Genomic DNA, 15,011 nt, shown 5'->3' with positions numbered 1-15,011 from the left:
TGGTTTTTTGATTGCCCAGCAAGATAATTGTCGGACCTTCCACCACACAAGGTGGCCTATTTTCTCAGGATGAGGAGAGGGATGATGAATATCAGCACCCAATTGCGTGCTTTGGCGAATGGCGTCAATCCTGATACCGGTGAGTTATTAAAACCCGCCTCGATGGCCAGTTCGCCAGAGGCCATTCGTCTTTTGTTCGCCCTGGCGGAGGAGTTTCAGAGTGAGGCTGAACGCCAGAAAAAAACCAAGTTAACGCCGGAGGAGAAACGGCAGAAAAATATTTCCGAAGGACGGCCGGCAAAATCCTATTTCCCCTGGGACGAAGAAGAGAAACAGCGGCTGCAGGAAAGCCATGCTGAGGGTATGACGCTGGAGGCGATGAGCCGCGAATTTGAACGTTCAAGCTGGGGGATTGCTGTTCAACTGCAAAAAATGGGGTTGATTACCGAGGAACAAGCCGCGGGTTTGCCCAGAGCCTAGCCATAAAAAAGCCCGCTAACGCGGGCTTAAGCCAGGAATGAATCGGTTACTCGATATTCTGGATCTGTTCGCGCATCTGCTCGATCAACACTTTCAGCTCGATGGCTGAAGTGGTCACTTCGGCATTGATGGACTTGGATGCCAGCGTGTTGGATTCGCGGTTGAACTCCTGCATCATAAAGTCGAGGCGACGGCCCACGGCTTCTTTCTTCTTCAGGATGTTGTGCGTTTCTTTTACGTGGGCTTCCAGGCGATCCAGCTCTTCGGCAACGTCAATACGCTGCGCCATCAGCACCAGTTCCTGTTCCAGGCGGGTGTTTTCCAGCTGTACCTGGGCTTCTTCCAGTTTGCTGACCAGACGCTCACGCTGCCATTGCAGAATGTTGGGCATTTGGGCGCGAACCTTGATTACTTCAGCGCTCACGCCTTCCAGACGCTGTTCGATCAGCGCTTTCAGTGCGGTGCCTTCGCTTTCGCGAGCAACAATGAAGTCATCCAGTGCGCCATCCAGCGCTTGCATCAGCTGTGCGCTGATGGCGTCCAGATCCTGCTCCTGAGCAGACATCACGCCAGGCCAACGCAGGACATCGATAGGATCGATTTCCCCTTCGTCACTCTGCATTTTTACCCAGTTGGCGGCTTCAACCAGCTGCTTGGCCAGTTTTTCGTTCAGGATCATCGAGCTTTGCGCGCTCGGATCCAGCTCAAAGCGCAGGTTGCACTCCACTTTGCCGCGGGTCAAACGACCACGAATGCGTTCGCGGATCACCGGCTCCAGGCTGCGGAATTGCTCCGGCAAACGGATGTAGGTTTCCAGATAGCGTTGGTTAACGGAACGCAGCTCCCAAGCTGCGCTGCCCCATTCACCCTTGATTTCTCGCCGAGCGTAGGCGGTCATGCTGCGGATCATTGATGCGTACCCGTAATAGGAAAAGATGAAGCGATTATAGCGTTGGACCTCCGGGCAGGATAGGCATTACGTCACGAAGCCCGTATAATGCGCAGCCAATCGTTGATAAGAAGCCGGAGAGAGCCCATGCGTCCTGCAGGCAGAGCACCACAACAAGTTCGCCCACTGACACTGACCCGTCATTATACCAAACACGCAGAAGGCTCAGTGCTGGTTGAGTTTGGCGATACCAAAGTTTTGTGCACCGCCACGGTAGAAGAGGGTGTGCCGCGCTTCCTGAAAGGTCAGGGCCAGGGTTGGATCACCGCTGAGTACGGCATGCTGCCGCGTTCCACCCACAGCCGTAACGCCCGTGAGGCCGCCAAAGGTAAGCAAGGGGGCCGCACGCTGGAGATCCAGCGCCTGATCGCCCGTTCGCTCCGTGCAGCGGTAGATCTGAAAAAACTCGGTGAGTTCACTATCACCCTCGACTGTGACGTACTGCAGGCCGATGGCGGTACCCGTACCGCGTCCATTTCCGGCGCCTGCGTTGCGCTGGCCGATGCGTTAAATGCGCTGGTGGCCAACGGCAAGCTGAAAGCCAACCCGATGAAAGGGCTGGTGGCGGCGGTTTCCGTCGGTATCGTTAACGGCGAAGCGCTGTGCGATTTGGAGTACGTTGAGGACTCTGCAGCAGAAACCGACATGAACGTGGTGATGATGGAAGATGGCCGCATGATCGAGGTGCAGGGCACCGCCGAGGGCGAGCCGTTCAGCCACGATGAGCTGTTGGCGCTATTGGCGCTGGCCCGAGGGGGCATCGATACCATCTTCCAGGCGCAGAAAGCGGCGCTGGCAGACTAATTTTTCAAGGCGACTCAAGAGTCGCCTTTTTTACGCCCGGCGATCGGGCGGCAGTATTAACAGATCTAACCGACCAGACGAGGAGAAGCAGTAATGAAAGCCTATCAGCGCCAGTTTATCGAGTTCGCGCTTAACAAGCAGGTATTGAAATTCGGCGAGTTCACCCTGAAATCCGGCCGCACCAGCCCGTATTTCTTTAATGCCGGCCTGTTTAATACCGGGCGTGATCTTGCGCTACTCGGGCGTTTCTACGCTGAAGCTCTGATGGATTCCGGTATTGAGTTTGATCTGCTGTTTGGTCCTGCTTACAAAGGTATCCCGATTGCCACCACCACGGCGGTGGCTTTGGCAGAGCACCATGAGCGCGACGTGCCTTACTGCTTTAACCGTAAGGAAGCCAAGACCCATGGCGAAGGTGGCACGCTGGTAGGCAGCCCGCTACAGGGCCGCGTGATGCTGGTGGACGATGTGATCACTGCCGGTACGGCTATCCGTGAATCCATGGAAATCATCGGTGCCAGCGGCGCAACGTTGGCCGGCGTGCTGATTTCACTCGATCGTCAGGAACGAGGTCGTGCGGATATTTCGGCCATTCAGGAAGTTGAGCGTGACTATCACTGCAAGGTGATTTCCATCGTGACGCTGAAGGATTTGATTGTTTATCTCGAAGAAAAGCCAGAAATGGCGGATCACCTGGCGGCGGTGCGCGCCTATCGTGAGCAGTACGGGGTCTAACTCAGTATCTACGTTACCGGGCGCGTAGAATGCGCCCGGTAACGGGTTTATTGCAGCTGTGCCGCCAGCAGTGGCCAGCGGCCATCGAACTCTTGGGTTGGGCGATAGCGGAATTCAGATCGCACGTAGCGCGACAGCATCCCCTCGCAGAACGCCAGCATCTGGCTTGCCAGCAGCGTTTCGTCCACGATAAAGCCTTTGCCTTCCCGCAGTTTTCGCTCTTTCAGTACCTGACGCAATTGCGCTTCAATGCGTTCAAACAGCTGGTTGATGCGGCCTTGCAGGCGATCCTGTTCAAACATCAGCGCATGGCCGGTCATGATTCGCGTCAGGCCAGGGTTGCGTTCGGCGAACCCCAATACCAGCAGCAAAATCAGGCGCAGGCGGTTAAAGGTCTCTTTTTCATCCTGCAAAATCAGGTTGATGCGCGTGATCAGGCTGTCTTCAATAAACTCGATCAGGCTGTCGAACATCCGTGTTTTGCTGGGAAAGTGCCGGTACAGTGCAGCTTCGGAGACTCCGACGTTAGCGGCAAGTTTAGCGGTGGTAATACGCTGGCTACCGTCGCTGGACTCCAGCATCTGGGCTAATGCCTGCAGTATTTCCTCGCGCCGATTCCTTTTGATATTTTCTTTTTCTGCCATGTCTGATTAGACCCTTGCTAAAACTGCTTAGACTTTCGGAAACCCGGGCACCGGCCGTTGCAGAGAAAGCTCTGTGCGGCTTATGTGATAGCTTTTTTACGATGCTGGGGTCAGCGGCCTTAACGACCTGTATTCTCCGTGCGCCCTGGTGTGCGCTGTAATCGTAGTCGGCCAAATCTTGCCATGGAGCCGTCCTTCTCTCCGGGGTAGCAAGATTTAAGGCGACAATTCCTTGTCGTCGGTCAGGTATCAGGCAGCGCTTAGTGGCGGCCGGAGTGGCCAAAGCCACCGGCACCGCGTTCGCTGCTGTCGAACTCTTCTACCAGATTGAATTCAGCCTGAACTACCGGCACGAACACCATCTGCGCGATACGTTCACCTGGCTCAATAGTGAAGGATTTCTGACCACGGTTCCAGACGGACACCATCAGCTGGCCCTGGTAGTCGGAGTCGATCAGGCCGACCAGATTGCCCAGTACCACACCGTGTTTATGGCCCAGACCGGAACGCGGCAGGATCACTGCGGCAAGATCGGTGTCGGCAATATGAATAGCCAGGCCCGTTGGCAGCAGCGTGGTTTCACCCGGCGCCAACTCGACAGCGCTGTCCAGGCAGGCACGTAGATCAAGGCCTGCGGAACCTGGGGTGGCGTAGGTCGGTAAAGGGAAGTCCTTCCCGATACGCGGGTCGAGGATTTTAACGTCGATTTTTTTCATCATAACGGCTGACTATCTCGTCTATTAAACGTTGGCCAAGGAGTGCCTTGTCGCTCAGCGGCAGGCGCTTTTCTCCATTCTGCCAAAAAAGGTGCAAGGCATTGGTGTCACTGTTAAACCCATGCTCTGCAAGCGATACATCGTTAGCGCAAATTAAATCCAGTTTCTTACGCGCCAGTTTTTGTCGCGCGTATTCTTCCACATTCTGGGTTTCGGCAGCAAACCCCACGACAAAAGGCCGATTTTTCGTCATCGCGGCGACGCCGGCAACGATATCGGGGTTTTTTACCATTTTGAGGATGATTTCATCACCCTGTTTTTTTATTTTTTCATCGGAAATCTGCTCGGCGCGGTAATCGGCCACGGCAGCGCAAGATATAAAAATATCCTGTTGGCCGGCGCTTTGCTGGACCGCCTGCTCCATTTCCAATGCGCTGATCACATCTACACGGGTGACCGATGGCGGCGTCGGCAGAGTGACCGGCCCTGCGATCAGCGTGACCTGCGCACCGCGTGCGGCGGCGGCGGCGGCGATGGCAAAGCCCATCTTGCCGGAGCTGTGGTTGCTGATGAAACGAACCGGATCCAGCGCTTCGCGCGTGGGGCCGGCGGTGAGCATAATCTTTAAATGTTTCAGATCTTGCGGTGCGGAGAAATGGCTGTTCGCCAGTTCGACGATTTCCAGCGGATCAAGCATGCGGCCAGGACCAACGTCGCCACAGGCTTGGCTACCGCTGTCAGGTCCCCATAGCAGCATGCCGCGCGCCTGCAGCGTCTGCAGATTGGCCTGGGTGGCGACGGCGCGGTACATCTGCTGGTTCATGGCGGGTGCGGCAGCGATCGGTGCCGCTGTGGCCAGGCAGACGGTGGTCAGCAGATCGTTGGCCATTCCGGCGGCGACGCGCGCCAACAGATCGGCGGTAGCCGGCGCCAGAATCACCAGGTCCGCCCATTTGCCGAGCTCAATATGGCCCATGGCCGCTTCGGCGGCGGGATCCAGCAGATCGTCCGAGACCGGGTAGCCGGAAACGGCCTGCAGCGTCAGCGGCGTGATAAAGGCTTTCGCCGCGCCGGTCATTATCACACGCACTTCCGCGCCTCTGTCACGCAGGCGGCGTACCAGTTCTGGGCATTTGTATGCGGCGATACCGCCACTGATGCCAAGCACAATATGTTTGCCGGAAAGTCCCGTCATCATGATTGTCCGATTGAATCCGAAAGATGTGCCATTTTAGCATAACCGTCCGACAGGTGAGTGATTCCGCTGCGCCTGCAACGCGTTACATTGTGCTTTGCGCAGCACTTCGCAATGTTATCAAACACCTGTCGTGAGCTGCTTCGCTGCGTGGCATGCTGTGGCGTTTTCGGGAGGGTGTTAATGAGCAGTCAGGTAATCACCCTGTGGCAGGATACATTGGCGCCACGGGAAAAATTGTTGCGTTACGGGGCGTCGGCATTGTCCGATGCGGAGCTGCTGGCCATTTTCCTGCGCACCGGCTTTCCCGGCGTGCACGTTATGCAACTGGCAGAGCAATTATTGGCGCAGTTTGGCTCGCTGTATCACCTGATGTCGGCAGACCATTCGGTTTTTTGCAGTCACAAGGGGCTGGGTAATTCCAGTTATGCCCAACTGCAGGCGATTTCGGAGCTGGCGTTCCGCTTCTTTTCCAGTCATCTGGCACAGGAAAATGCCATGCTCAACCCCAGGATGACCCAGCATTATCTGCAAAGTTTGCTGGCGCACCATGAGCGGGAAGTGTTTTTGGTATTGTTTTTAGACAATCAGCACCGTGTTATTCGCCATCAGGAGATGTTTGCTGGTACCATCAGCAGCGTCGTCGTATACCCGAGAGAAATTGTGCGCGAAGCGTTGAAGGCTAATGCGGCCGCCATTATTCTGGCGCATAATCATCCTTCGGGTAAGGCTGAACCCAGCCACGCCGACCGTTTGATAACTGAGCAAGTGGTTAATGCCTGCCTGTTATTGGAGATCCGAGTGCTCGATCATTTGGTTATAGGTCGGGGTGAATGCGTCTCTTTTGCCGAACGCGGATGGCTTTAAGCGATTTTTTCGCGATCCTTATGGGATCTTTAGCTGTTCGGGACTTGAGCACTTACGCTTCAGAGCGTATACTACGCCACCTTTGAGAATCTTGGGTTTGGCGCAAGAGCCTATCTCAGCAGGTTTCTAACCTGATGTGTGGTTTCTGACCTGATGACGAGAGTCTCCTCAGTATGAAGTTTGCTGAGATGGGCTCTAAAAGCCTGACGAGGCGGCCATACCCTATACGAAGCTCGAGCTGATTTGATTTTTGGAGAATAGACATGTCCCGAGTCTGCCAAGTTACTGGCAAGCGCCCGGTGAGCGGTAACAACCGTTCCCACGCAATGAACGCGACCAAACGCCGTTTTCTGCCGAACCTGCACTCACACCGTTTTTGGGTTGAGGCTGAGAAGCGCTTTGTAACTCTGCGTGTATCTGCTAAAGGTATGCGTGTTATCGATAAGAAGGGTATTGAGACGGTCTTGGCCGATCTGCGTGCCCGTGGTGAGAAGTATTAAGGAACTGAATCATGGCTAAAGGTGTTCGCGAGAAGATCAAGCTGGTTTCTTCTGCTGGTACTGGTCACTTCTATACCACCACGAAGAACAAGCGTACTAAGCCGGAAAAATTGGAACTGAAGAAATTCGATCCAGTTGTCCGTCAACACGTACTGTACAAAGAAGCTAAAATTAAATAATTTTAGTGGATTAATAAAAACCCGGCCTCGGCCGGGTTTTTTGTTTTATAAAGGTAGGGAATCAACGGGAGAGCGCCAGATGCCTGAATTACCAGAAGTTGAAACCAGCCGACGCGGGATTGAACCTTATCTCGTCGGTCACAGCATTCAATATGCGGTGGTGCGGAATGCCCGTCTGCGCTGGCCGGTTTCCGAGCAAATTCTGGCGCTGAGCGACCAACCGGTGCGCAGCGTGCAACGCCGTGCCAAGTATCTGCTGATTGAACTGGACCACGGTTGGATTATCGTTCACCTGGGCATGTCCGGCAGCCTGCGCATGCTGGCTGAGGAAACCGAAGCCGGCAAACACGACCACGTCGATCTGGTGATCAGCAATGGCATGACACTGCGCTATACCGATCCCCGCCGTTTTGGCGCCTGGTTATGGTGCGAGGATCTGGCGGCCAGCAACGTGCTGGCGCACCTGGGGCCGGAACCGCTAAGCGAAGCCTTTAACGGCGCTTACCTGTACGAAAAGTCACGCAGCAAGCGCACGCTGATCAAACCCTGGTTGATGGATAACAAGTTGGTGGTCGGGGTAGGCAACATCTACGCCAGTGAATCGCTGTTTACCGCCGGGATCTTGCCAGACCGTCCAGCGGGCTCGCTGAGCAAAGCAGAGGCGGAGTTATTGGCGGAGACCATCAAGGCGGTGTTGCTGCGTTCAATCGAACAGGGGGGCACCACGCTGCGCGATTTCCTGCAGTCAGACGGTAAACCGGGTTATTTCGCGCAGGAGTTGCAGGTGTACGGCCGTGCGGGGGAGCCTTGTCGCGCATGCGGCACGCCGATTGAGTCTGCGAAACACGGGCAGCGCAGCACATTTTTCTGCCGTCGCTGCCAGCGCTGATTAGTGTTCGGCGAGCTTTTCGAACAGTGCCTGAGTGACTACGGCCGGCAGGAAAGGTGAGATATCGCCGCCGTGCCGTGCGACTTCCTTCACCAGGGTGGAGGAGATGAACGACCACTCTTCAGAAGGCATCAGAAACACGCTTTCCAATGTCGGCATTAAATGGCGGTTCATGTTCGCCAACTGCAATTCATATTCAAAATCAGAGACCGCACGCAAGCCGCGTACCAGAATATTGGCATTCTGATGGGCGGCAAAGTGAGCCATCAGTTCACTGAACCCCAGCACTTCCACGTTATCCAGATGCGACGTCACCTGGCTGGCCAAGGCTACGCGTTCATCCAGCGTGAACAGCGGCTTTTTGCTCGGGCTGGCGGCAATGGCCAAGATGACGTGATCGAACATCAAAGATGCACGTGTCACCAAATCCAGGTGGCCGTTAGTCATGGGATCGAAAGTACCGGGATAAATGGCTTTACGGGTCATGATTCACTTCTCTGAATAGTTGCGGCCCAATGCCCAGAGTGCGGCATATTTATTGAAAGTATATTGCGCGTTGACCACGGCTAACAGCAACCCCTGTTTACCGTCCAGAAAACCGGCACGCAGCAGCCAGGTTTTGCAGAAGGCGCCAAGGGTGTGGGTCAGTATCGACAGATAGCCACAGCGCTTGCCGGCCTGATGGCGTTGAATGGCCCACTCTTCGGCATAACGCAGCTGTTTGCGTTGAAAGGCAAAGAAGTCACGGCAGGTCAGGTGCAGCAGGTCGCCGCTAAGGGGCACCACTTTCGCCCCGTCAGTATTGAGCGACTCGTGCACCAGATTGTCGTTATAGCGATAACGCCGATTGGCATACAGGCGGTTGACGCGATCGGGATACCAGCCGCTGTGGCGCATAAAGCGCCCCAGGAACAGGTTGCGGCGTGCGCAGCTGTAGACCTTATTCTCATCTGGCGCGGCCAGCGCTTGTTCAATCGACTGGCGCAATTCCGGCGTAACGCGTTCGTCGGCGTCAATCATCAAAATATAGTCGTGGCTGGCGTAACTTTGAGCCAGTTGGCGCTGTTTGCCGAAGCCCTGCCAGTCGGTATGGGTGAATACTTTGGCACCCAGGCTTTCGGCAACGGCGACGCTGTCATCCTGGCTGCCAGAGTCGAGCATGATGATTTCGTCTGCCCAGGCAACGGAGTGCAGGCAATCCGGCAGCAGCCCGGCCTCGTTCTTGGCGATAATCACCACCGACAGGCTTTTACGGTCGCTCATTTAATGGCTCCGAGGCGGCAGGTGCGGTTCCAACAGTTGCAGCAGGCGTTGCAGCGCTCCCTGGTTTTGATACAGCACTTCCACCGCGTGGCGGCCGTAATAGCGACGATAGTCTTCATCGGTGAGCAATGTAGCCACTTCCTTGACCAGCGATTCCTCGTCGGTCACGGTGATCAACCCTTCCGCTTGCGACAGTTTGGCGCAAATGTCCTTGAAGTTGAAGGTATGTGGCCCCATCAGTACCGGAATGGCGTGTGCCGCGGCTTCCAGCGGGTTATGCCCGCCGCGTTCCACCAGGCTGCCGCCAACGAAGGCCAGATCGGCAATGCCGTACAGCAGCATCAGCTCGCCCATGGTATCGCCGATCACCACCTGAGTACCGCCGGAAGGGATTTCACCGCTGCTGCGCAGGGTGTAACTGAAACCAGCTTTTTGTACCAGATCTTTGGCCGTCGCGAAGCGTTCCGGGTGGCGGGGCACCAGGATCAACAGCAGGTCAGGGTGTTTCTCCAGCAGTTTTCGGTGTGCAGCCAGCAGAATGCTTTCTTCGCCTTCATGGGTGCTGGTGGCGATCCATACCGGGCGACGCGGCGCCCATTGACGGCGTAATGTGACCGCGCGTGCTGCCAGTTCCGGAGTAACGGAAATATCGAATTTCAGGCTACCGGTAACGGTAAGCTGTGAGCGTTTCAGGCCTAGTTCGATAAAGCGCTCGCCATCTTCCTGATTTTGCGCGGCGATCAGCGTAATACGGCGCAGCATATCGCGGACAAAACCGCCGATTTTTTTATAACCGGCGGCTGAGCGGGCAGAGAGACGGGCGTTGGCGATCACCAGCGGAATTTGGCGCTGATGCAATGCGTTAATCAGGTTGGGCCACAGCTCGGTTTCCATGATGATGACCAGCTTGGGATTCACCTGATCCAGGAAACGGCGCATCGAGCCAGGCAGATCGTAAGGCAGATAAACGTGATGAACGTCTTTACCGAAGGCGGACTGCACGCGTTCTGAACCTGTCGGGGTCATCGTGGTCACAGTAATCGGTAAATAGGGGTAGCGGTGGCGTAGCGCGCGGACCAAGGGGATGGCGGCCAGCGTTTCACCCACGGAGACGGAATGCAGCATAATCCCGCCCGGCACGACTTTACCGGCGCAGAAGCCATAGCGTTCTGCCCAGCGTTTACGGTAGGCTGGAGCTTTGCGGCTGCGCAACAGTAAGCGGAGCCAGATCAGGGGTTGGATAAGGTAGAGTAGTACCTGATATAAACGCAGCAACATTCTATCAATTTCATTTATATGGGTTATTCAGAATAGTACCATAACTGGAAGGGAAAGGCGCTAATTTGGTAACCTTGGGTGTCAGTTTCAGACAACAGGCGAGAGATTTCGCTGATAGGCTTGGAATGAAGAATATTTTAATTATTCGCCGTGACAATATTGGCGATCTTGTTTGTACAACCCCGTTGATCGAAGGGGTGAAAATTGCCTATCCGGACGCCAAACTTTATCTGTTAATCAATAAAGTTAGCCAGGATGTCGTTAAAAATAACCCGCATCTGGAAAAAGTCTTTGTCTATAAAAAAGCAAAGCATAAGGCGAAAAATGAAACCACGCTGGGGGTTTATTTCGAACGGCTGATGATTTTTCTTCAGCTGCGTAAAATAAAATTCGACGCGGCCATCCTGGCCAATCCGGTACCCTGCAAGTACAGCCTGCGATTGGCAAAAATGGCCGGGGTCAGCAATATCATTGGTGCAGATCTAGGCACGCCTGATATTCATCATCCTTTCCGCAAGGCGAATTTCAGCGGAAAACATCAGGTAGAACATACCTTCAGCTACCTCTCGGCTATTACCGAACAATCCATCCCTATCCCGCCGGTGCGGGTGTTTCTGACCGCGGAAGAGCGTCAACAGGCAGCGCAGCGGTTGCAAGCCAGCTTACCGTCGGCCGAGCGGATTTGTGCCGTTCATATCAGCAGCCGCAGCCCTAAGCGGCGCTGGCCGATCGAACGCTATGCTGAAATTATCAATCGCTTACTTGCTGAACCCAACACGGGAGTCCTGATTTTTTGGTCGCCCCAGGGCACGCTGACGCCGGATGATATTGGCGATCAGAAACGGGCCGAGCAACTGTTGGCGCTGTGCCAGAACGAGCGTGTGGCGCTGTACCCAACGGCGTCGGTGCGGGAATTACTGGCCGGTTTTGATTTATGCGACAGGGTGTTGTGCAGCGATGGTGGGCAGATGCATCTGGCTGCCGCGTTGAATAAAGATATGGTGGTGTTCTTTGGCGATACGGATAAAGAATCCTGGCACCCATGGTCCGGCCGCTATCACATTTTGCAGACCGAATCGGGTGACTGTATTGATGTGCCCGTTGATGATGTGTGGGAAAAAATACAGGCGTTCAATTAATTAAAAATAAGGCAGGGTTTCCCCTGCCTTAATTATTTTTTGAGCGATAAATATTGCTGACAAATAGGCTGTAACCCATAGCTCAGCAGCTGTTGGTGATTAATCTCCGGGGGCGAGGCATACATTTCCGCCATTTTTTCCGCCAGCGATTTTTCATTGAGCTCCGCCAATGCGTTTTCCATTCCCGCTTTTTCCAGAATTTCCGCAGGACCGCCCGGGCAACGGGTGCTGACCACCGGCGTATCGCACAGCAGCGCTTCAACCAGTACGTTGCCAAAGCCCTCACTGTCGGAGCTCAGCACCAGCAGGGATGCGTGGCGAATAAACGGGTAGGGATTGGCCTGGAAGCCGAGAAACAGCACGCGCTCGGCAATGCCCAACTGGTTCGCCAGTTGCTTCACCTGTGCGATGTGGGATTCGCTGCCGGTGCCGATCAGCGCCAACGGCGCCTGTATACCCGATTGGGCATAGGCTTTCAGCAGGCGATCGTGCCGTTTGTGCGGATGAAAACGCCCAACGTGCACCAGGTAATCTTTGCCCGCCAACTCGCAGGGCTCTGCCGCCTGCTGCTCGATGCTGGCAATGTCGAACGGATTATTGATCACTTCCAGTCTGCTTGGCTGGATCGGCAGGTTCCGCTGTAAATCGTCCCCGACGGCCTTTGATACCGCAACGATATTTCTGCCTTGGTAAACCGCCGCGATTTTTCGCTGTTTCAACCAGCGATCCAGCCCCTTGCGGTGGCCCAGATAAGAGGTTGAAAGGATGCCGTGAATGCAAAACCACAGGCGATCTGACGAGAGCAGTTTGCTGCGGCTGACGATGCGATCGGTTTTATGCAGGTTGGAGAACACCAGATCATAGGCGCCCTGTTGCCGTTCGTTATCTGCGATGGCCTTGTCCAACGCGGCGGCGCGGCGAGACAGCTCGGTCAGTTTACGCCATGGCGAACGGCTGCTGTCCGCCACCACCTGGTAGTGAATGCCAGTAGGGATAGGGTAGTTACAGACATCGCGCAATGAAATCAGACTGACGTCATTGCCCATTTGCTGCATGCCCTGGCACAGCGTCAGCACCACTTTTTCTGCGCCGCCGCCGGGCAGGCCGTCGATAATCATCAGAATACGCATAGTTAATCCAGCAGCCGGTTATAAAGGGATATCAGCTGTTCCGACAGGTGTGCCGGGGTAGCCGACATGATACGTAATCTTGCGGCTTCACCCATGGTGGAACCCTGAGCCTGACGTGGCAACGCGGTGATCGCCTCGATCAGCGCCGGTACGTCGAGGGCATCGGTCACAAACCCATTTTGCCCCTGAGTGATAAACTCGGCACCGCCACAGGTGGTGCTGGTGATCACCGGAAGGCCACAGGACATGGCTTCCAGAATCACATTGGGGAACGGGTCGTACAACGTCGGTAATAACAGCGCATCGGCGGCCTGGTAGAAGGGCAGCGTTTGTTTCTGCACTCCCATAAACCGCACCCGTTCGCTGCAACCGAGCGACTGCGCCAGCGCCTGATAGCGTTTTTCGGCCTTATCCTTGCCTACCACCAGCAGATAGCTGTCGGTGGCTGCGACGGCGCGAATGGCGGCGGCCAGCCCCTTGCGTTCAAAACCTGAGCCGACAAAAATCAGGCAGTGCGCCTGTTGCGGGATCTGGTATTGCTGACGTAGCTGCTGTCGCTGTTCGGCATTGGCGGGCAGAAATTTTTGATTATCAATGGCGTTGTAGATCACCGTAATTTTATCGGCGGGAACGCCGAAATCATCGATGATTTCCTGCTTAATCATTTCGGCGTTGCAGATGACCGCTTTCAGCTCCGGAGCGGCGTACATCGCCCGTTCCGCACACATAACGTAGCGGTGGTAGCGGTTGGAGAACAGCCACTTGCGGCGCCATTCCGGCAGCAGGCGCGCCCGCTGCAATAACCAGCGGCGATGCACGCCATCGCCGGCGCGATAAATATCGCAGCCCGGAATGCGCTCATGGCTTTGCACCAAATCGAAGCGTTCCTTTTGCCACAGGGCTCTGGCCGCGTCGGCAAAGCCGCGTTCACGGCTGATGCGGCCAAATTTCAGCGGATTGCACAGGTGAATGTGCCAGTTCGGGTTGGCATCACCCTGCCATTCGCGGGTGATGACGTTAAGATCCAGGTCCTGCTGTTCCAGCGCCTCCAGGGCGCGTGAGACGAAACGCTCAGCTCCACCGTCCGGGCGGTATTTTTGGCGAACGATCGCCAAACGAAATGCTTTCATGCCAGCGTGCTCCGCGCGGCTGCAATCACCGCGTCTGTAGGAATAAGGTCCAGATAACGTTCATCGGTGCCGGTATCAATGGCGTCCGGATCGGGCAAGGTGCCATAATCACCGGCCCATATCACATGGCCAATGACCTGCCATGGACGCCAGAACACCAGCTTGGAAGGGCCAAACAGCGCGACGCAAGGGGTCTGCAGCGCGGCGGCCATGTGCATAGGCACCGAATCTACGCCGATAAACAGTTTTGCGTGGTCGATCAGGGCGGCCAGTTGCCGCAGCGTCAGTTGCCCAGCCAGGGACACTACGCCCTGTGGCGGACAGAGCGCCAGAATGCGCGCCACCATTTCGCGTTCTTTTGGATCCGGGCCAGAGGTGATCACCAATGAGTGACCGTCGGCCTGCAACGCGCTGATGGTGGCGGCCATTTTTTCTTCGCTCCAGCATTTGAAGAACCAGCGGGAAGTGGGTTGCACCACAATGTAATCGCCGGTAATGCCCTGTTGCTGCAACAGTTGCTCGCAGGCTTGCCAGTCCTGCGATGGATAGCTCATGGTGACCTGCTGACTGACGCCTGGCAGGCCAAGCGGCTGTAACAGCGACAGGTTTTGTTCAACGGTGTGCAACCGGGCATGATCGCTGACCGGTACCAAATGCGTGTGGCAGTGCCGCCATAAGAAACCCTGACGCTTGGGGAAATCGAACCCCAGCCGGATACGTGCACCGGTCAGCCGGGCGAGAATAGCGCTGCGCCACTGATCGGCCAGGTTGACCACCAGATCGTAATGCCGGGCCTTAAGCTGTCGGATCAGATTCAGTTCATGACTCAGGTGCGCTTTCGTACCCTGTTTTTTCCATTGACGATCGATCACGAAGACGTTCGACAAGGCCGGATGGCTGACCAGCATTTCCTGGGTTTCTTTATACAGCAGTACGTCGATCTGCGCCTGCGGGTAGTTTTGCTGCAGGGTATTGATGACCGGCGTGATCAGCAACATGTCGCCGTGGTGGCGAAGTTTAACGATCAAAATACGCTGTATCGAGGTATCAGGAGCAAGGGCTGGCGCGTCGTTCATCATGAGTCGCTTTCAGGGAAACCAATCTTTGATTCTA

At 55.5% G+C, this 15,011-nt stretch carries 18 protein-coding genes; 8 read left to right on the top strand and 10 right to left on the bottom strand.

Annotated features, from left to right (window positions below; translation table 11 throughout):
• Positions 1-84 precede the first annotated feature (84 nt).
• A complete protein-coding gene (locus tag EBA31_RS25400) occupies positions 85-480 on the top strand; it encodes a hypothetical protein (RefSeq protein ID WP_369982367.1) in 396 nt (131 codons plus the stop codon).
• A 46-nt stretch (positions 481-526) separates the two neighbouring features.
• On the opposite strand, the gene EBA31_RS25395 is transcribed toward EBA31_RS25400, so the two are convergent.
• Entirely contained in the window at positions 527-1,390 is an 864-nt protein-coding gene (locus EBA31_RS25395; RefSeq protein ID WP_020837642.1) for a YicC/YloC family endoribonuclease, read from the bottom strand.
• Positions 1,391-1,516: 126 nt separating this feature from the next.
• On the opposite strand from EBA31_RS25395, the gene rph reads away from it, so the two are divergent.
• Positions 1,517-2,233: a ribonuclease PH gene (gene rph, locus EBA31_RS25390; protein WP_012147518.1), complete on the top strand. Its 717-nt coding sequence runs from the start codon at positions 1,517-1,519 to the stop codon at positions 2,231-2,233.
• Between the two features lie 93 nt (positions 2,234-2,326).
• Positions 2,327-2,968, top strand: coding sequence for an orotate phosphoribosyltransferase (pyrE, locus tag EBA31_RS25385; protein ID WP_020837639.1), 642 nt, complete (start codon positions 2,327-2,329; stop codon positions 2,966-2,968).
• 47 nt (positions 2,969-3,015) lie between these two features.
• On the opposite strand, the gene slmA is transcribed toward pyrE, so the two are convergent.
• The 3 genes from slmA to coaBC all read right to left on the bottom strand — a co-directional run bounded on the left by slmA (position 3,016) and on the right by coaBC (position 5,526).
• A complete protein-coding gene (gene slmA, locus EBA31_RS25380; protein WP_122080473.1) occupies positions 3,016-3,612 on the bottom strand; it encodes a nucleoid occlusion factor SlmA in 597 nt (198 codons plus the stop codon).
• Positions 3,613-3,872: 260 nt separating this feature from the next.
• Positions 3,873-4,331: a dUTP diphosphatase gene (gene dut, locus EBA31_RS25375; RefSeq protein WP_046374864.1), complete on the bottom strand. Its 459-nt coding sequence runs from the start codon at positions 4,329-4,331 to the stop codon at positions 3,873-3,875.
• Positions 4,309-5,526: a bifunctional phosphopantothenoylcysteine decarboxylase/phosphopantothenate--cysteine ligase CoaBC gene (gene coaBC / locus EBA31_RS25370; protein ID WP_020837634.1), complete on the bottom strand. Its 1,218-nt coding sequence runs from the start codon at positions 5,524-5,526 to the stop codon at positions 4,309-4,311. Before coaBC ends, dut begins: the two co-directional genes overlap by 23 nt.
• Positions 5,527-5,706: 180 nt before the next feature.
• On the opposite strand from coaBC, the gene radC reads away from it, so the two are divergent.
• The 4 genes from radC (at position 5,707) to mutM (ending at position 7,958) form a co-directional block, all read left to right on the top strand.
• Positions 5,707-6,390 carry a DNA repair protein RadC gene (radC, locus tag EBA31_RS25365; RefSeq protein WP_122080472.1) on the top strand — a complete coding sequence of 228 codons (684 nt, stop codon included), beginning with the start codon at positions 5,707-5,709 and terminating at the stop codon, positions 6,388-6,390.
• Between the two features lie 263 nt (positions 6,391-6,653).
• Positions 6,654-6,890 (top strand): 50S ribosomal protein L28, encoded by a 237-nt coding sequence (rpmB, locus tag EBA31_RS25360; RefSeq protein WP_004931195.1) that lies wholly within the window; start codon positions 6,654-6,656, stop codon positions 6,888-6,890.
• Between the two features lie 11 nt (positions 6,891-6,901).
• Positions 6,902-7,069, top strand: coding sequence for a 50S ribosomal protein L33 (gene rpmG, locus EBA31_RS25355; RefSeq protein ID WP_002208990.1), 168 nt, complete (start codon positions 6,902-6,904; stop codon positions 7,067-7,069).
• Between the two features lie 79 nt (positions 7,070-7,148).
• Positions 7,149-7,958: a bifunctional DNA-formamidopyrimidine glycosylase/DNA-(apurinic or apyrimidinic site) lyase gene (mutM, locus tag EBA31_RS25350; protein ID WP_122080471.1), complete on the top strand. Its 810-nt coding sequence runs from the start codon at positions 7,149-7,151 to the stop codon at positions 7,956-7,958.
• Here mutM and coaD read toward each other — a convergent pair whose 3' ends face one another.
• The 3 genes from coaD to waaA are packed head-to-tail and all read right to left on the bottom strand — an operon-like array spanning position 7,959 to position 10,499.
• Positions 7,959-8,444, bottom strand: coding sequence for a pantetheine-phosphate adenylyltransferase (gene coaD, locus EBA31_RS25345; protein ID WP_020837609.1), 486 nt, complete (start codon positions 8,442-8,444; stop codon positions 7,959-7,961).
• A gap of 3 nt (positions 8,445-8,447) precedes the next feature.
• The gene (locus EBA31_RS25340; protein ID WP_122080470.1) at positions 8,448-9,221 is read right to left on the bottom strand and encodes a glycosyltransferase family 2 protein; all 774 of its coding nucleotides are present in this window, start codon (positions 9,219-9,221) and stop codon (positions 8,448-8,450) included.
• Entirely contained in the window at positions 9,222-10,499 is a 1,278-nt protein-coding gene (gene waaA, locus EBA31_RS25335; RefSeq protein WP_048762411.1) for a lipid IV(A) 3-deoxy-D-manno-octulosonic acid transferase, read from the bottom strand.
• A gap of 125 nt (positions 10,500-10,624) precedes the next feature.
• On the opposite strand from waaA, the gene EBA31_RS25330 reads away from it, so the two are divergent.
• The gene (locus EBA31_RS25330; protein WP_122080469.1) at positions 10,625-11,638 is read left to right on the top strand and encodes a glycosyltransferase family 9 protein; all 1,014 of its coding nucleotides are present in this window, start codon (positions 10,625-10,627) and stop codon (positions 11,636-11,638) included.
• Positions 11,639-11,670: 32 nt separating this feature from the next.
• On the opposite strand, the gene EBA31_RS25325 is transcribed toward EBA31_RS25330, so the two are convergent.
• Genes EBA31_RS25325 through rfaQ form a run of 3 tightly spaced genes read right to left on the bottom strand, consistent with a single transcriptional unit; the run spans position 11,671 to position 14,977 of the window.
• Positions 11,671-12,768 carry a glycosyltransferase gene (locus tag EBA31_RS25325; RefSeq protein ID WP_122080468.1) on the bottom strand — a complete coding sequence of 366 codons (1,098 nt, stop codon included), beginning with the start codon at positions 12,766-12,768 and terminating at the stop codon, positions 11,671-11,673.
• 2 nt (positions 12,769-12,770) lie between these two features.
• Complete coding sequence (locus tag EBA31_RS25320; RefSeq protein ID WP_122080467.1) at positions 12,771-13,898, bottom strand: glycosyltransferase family 4 protein; 1,128 nt, start codon at positions 13,896-13,898, stop codon at positions 12,771-12,773.
• Positions 13,895-14,977: a putative lipopolysaccharide heptosyltransferase III gene (gene rfaQ, locus EBA31_RS25315; protein ID WP_122080466.1), complete on the bottom strand. Its 1,083-nt coding sequence runs from the start codon at positions 14,975-14,977 to the stop codon at positions 13,895-13,897. Before rfaQ ends, EBA31_RS25320 begins: the two co-directional genes overlap by 4 nt.
• Between the last annotated feature and the right edge of the window lie 34 nt (positions 14,978-15,011).

Origin of the sequence: Serratia sp. P2ACOL2 (genome assembly GCF_003691565.1) — a bacterium.
GTDB classification, from domain to species: Bacteria; Pseudomonadota; Gammaproteobacteria; order Enterobacterales; family Enterobacteriaceae; genus Serratia; species Serratia liquefaciens.
Note: the sequence above shows the minus strand (reverse complement) of the source record. Positions and strands in the feature narration are given on the sequence as shown.

Coding starts and splice junctions, on each gene's coding strand:
- EBA31_RS25340 (WP_122080470.1), bottom strand. CDS start 9,221: ATGAGCGACCGTAAAAGCCTGTCGGTGGTGATTATCGCCAAGAACGAG.
- EBA31_RS25395 (WP_020837642.1), bottom strand. CDS start 1,390: ATGATCCGCAGCATGACCGCCTACGCTCGGCGAGAAATCAAGGGTGAA.
- rph (WP_012147518.1), top strand. CDS start 1,517: ATGCGTCCTGCAGGCAGAGCACCACAACAAGTTCGCCCACTGACACTG.
- mutM (WP_122080471.1), top strand. CDS start 7,149: ATGCCTGAATTACCAGAAGTTGAAACCAGCCGACGCGGGATTGAACCT.
- EBA31_RS25325 (WP_122080468.1), bottom strand. CDS start 12,768: ATGCGTATTCTGATGATTATCGACGGCCTGCCCGGCGGCGGCGCAGAA.
- rpmG (WP_002208990.1), top strand. CDS start 6,902: ATGGCTAAAGGTGTTCGCGAGAAGATCAAGCTGGTTTCTTCTGCTGGT.
- rfaQ (WP_122080466.1), bottom strand. CDS start 14,977: ATGATGAACGACGCGCCAGCCCTTGCTCCTGATACCTCGATACAGCGT.
- rpmB (WP_004931195.1), top strand. CDS start 6,654: ATGTCCCGAGTCTGCCAAGTTACTGGCAAGCGCCCGGTGAGCGGTAAC.
- radC (WP_122080472.1), top strand. CDS start 5,707: ATGAGCAGTCAGGTAATCACCCTGTGGCAGGATACATTGGCGCCACGG.
- pyrE (WP_020837639.1), top strand. CDS start 2,327: ATGAAAGCCTATCAGCGCCAGTTTATCGAGTTCGCGCTTAACAAGCAG.
- coaD (WP_020837609.1), bottom strand. CDS start 8,444: ATGACCCGTAAAGCCATTTATCCCGGTACTTTCGATCCCATGACTAAC.
- dut (WP_046374864.1), bottom strand. CDS start 4,331: ATGATGAAAAAAATCGACGTTAAAATCCTCGACCCGCGTATCGGGAAG.
- EBA31_RS25400 (WP_369982367.1), top strand. CDS start 85: ATGAATATCAGCACCCAATTGCGTGCTTTGGCGAATGGCGTCAATCCT.
- EBA31_RS25330 (WP_122080469.1), top strand. CDS start 10,625: ATGAAGAATATTTTAATTATTCGCCGTGACAATATTGGCGATCTTGTT.
- coaBC (WP_020837634.1), bottom strand. CDS start 5,526: ATGATGACGGGACTTTCCGGCAAACATATTGTGCTTGGCATCAGTGGC.
- waaA (WP_048762411.1), bottom strand. CDS start 10,499: ATGTTGCTGCGTTTATATCAGGTACTACTCTACCTTATCCAACCCCTG.
- EBA31_RS25320 (WP_122080467.1), bottom strand. CDS start 13,898: ATGAAAGCATTTCGTTTGGCGATCGTTCGCCAAAAATACCGCCCGGAC.
- slmA (WP_122080473.1), bottom strand. CDS start 3,612: ATGGCAGAAAAAGAAAATATCAAAAGGAATCGGCGCGAGGAAATACTG.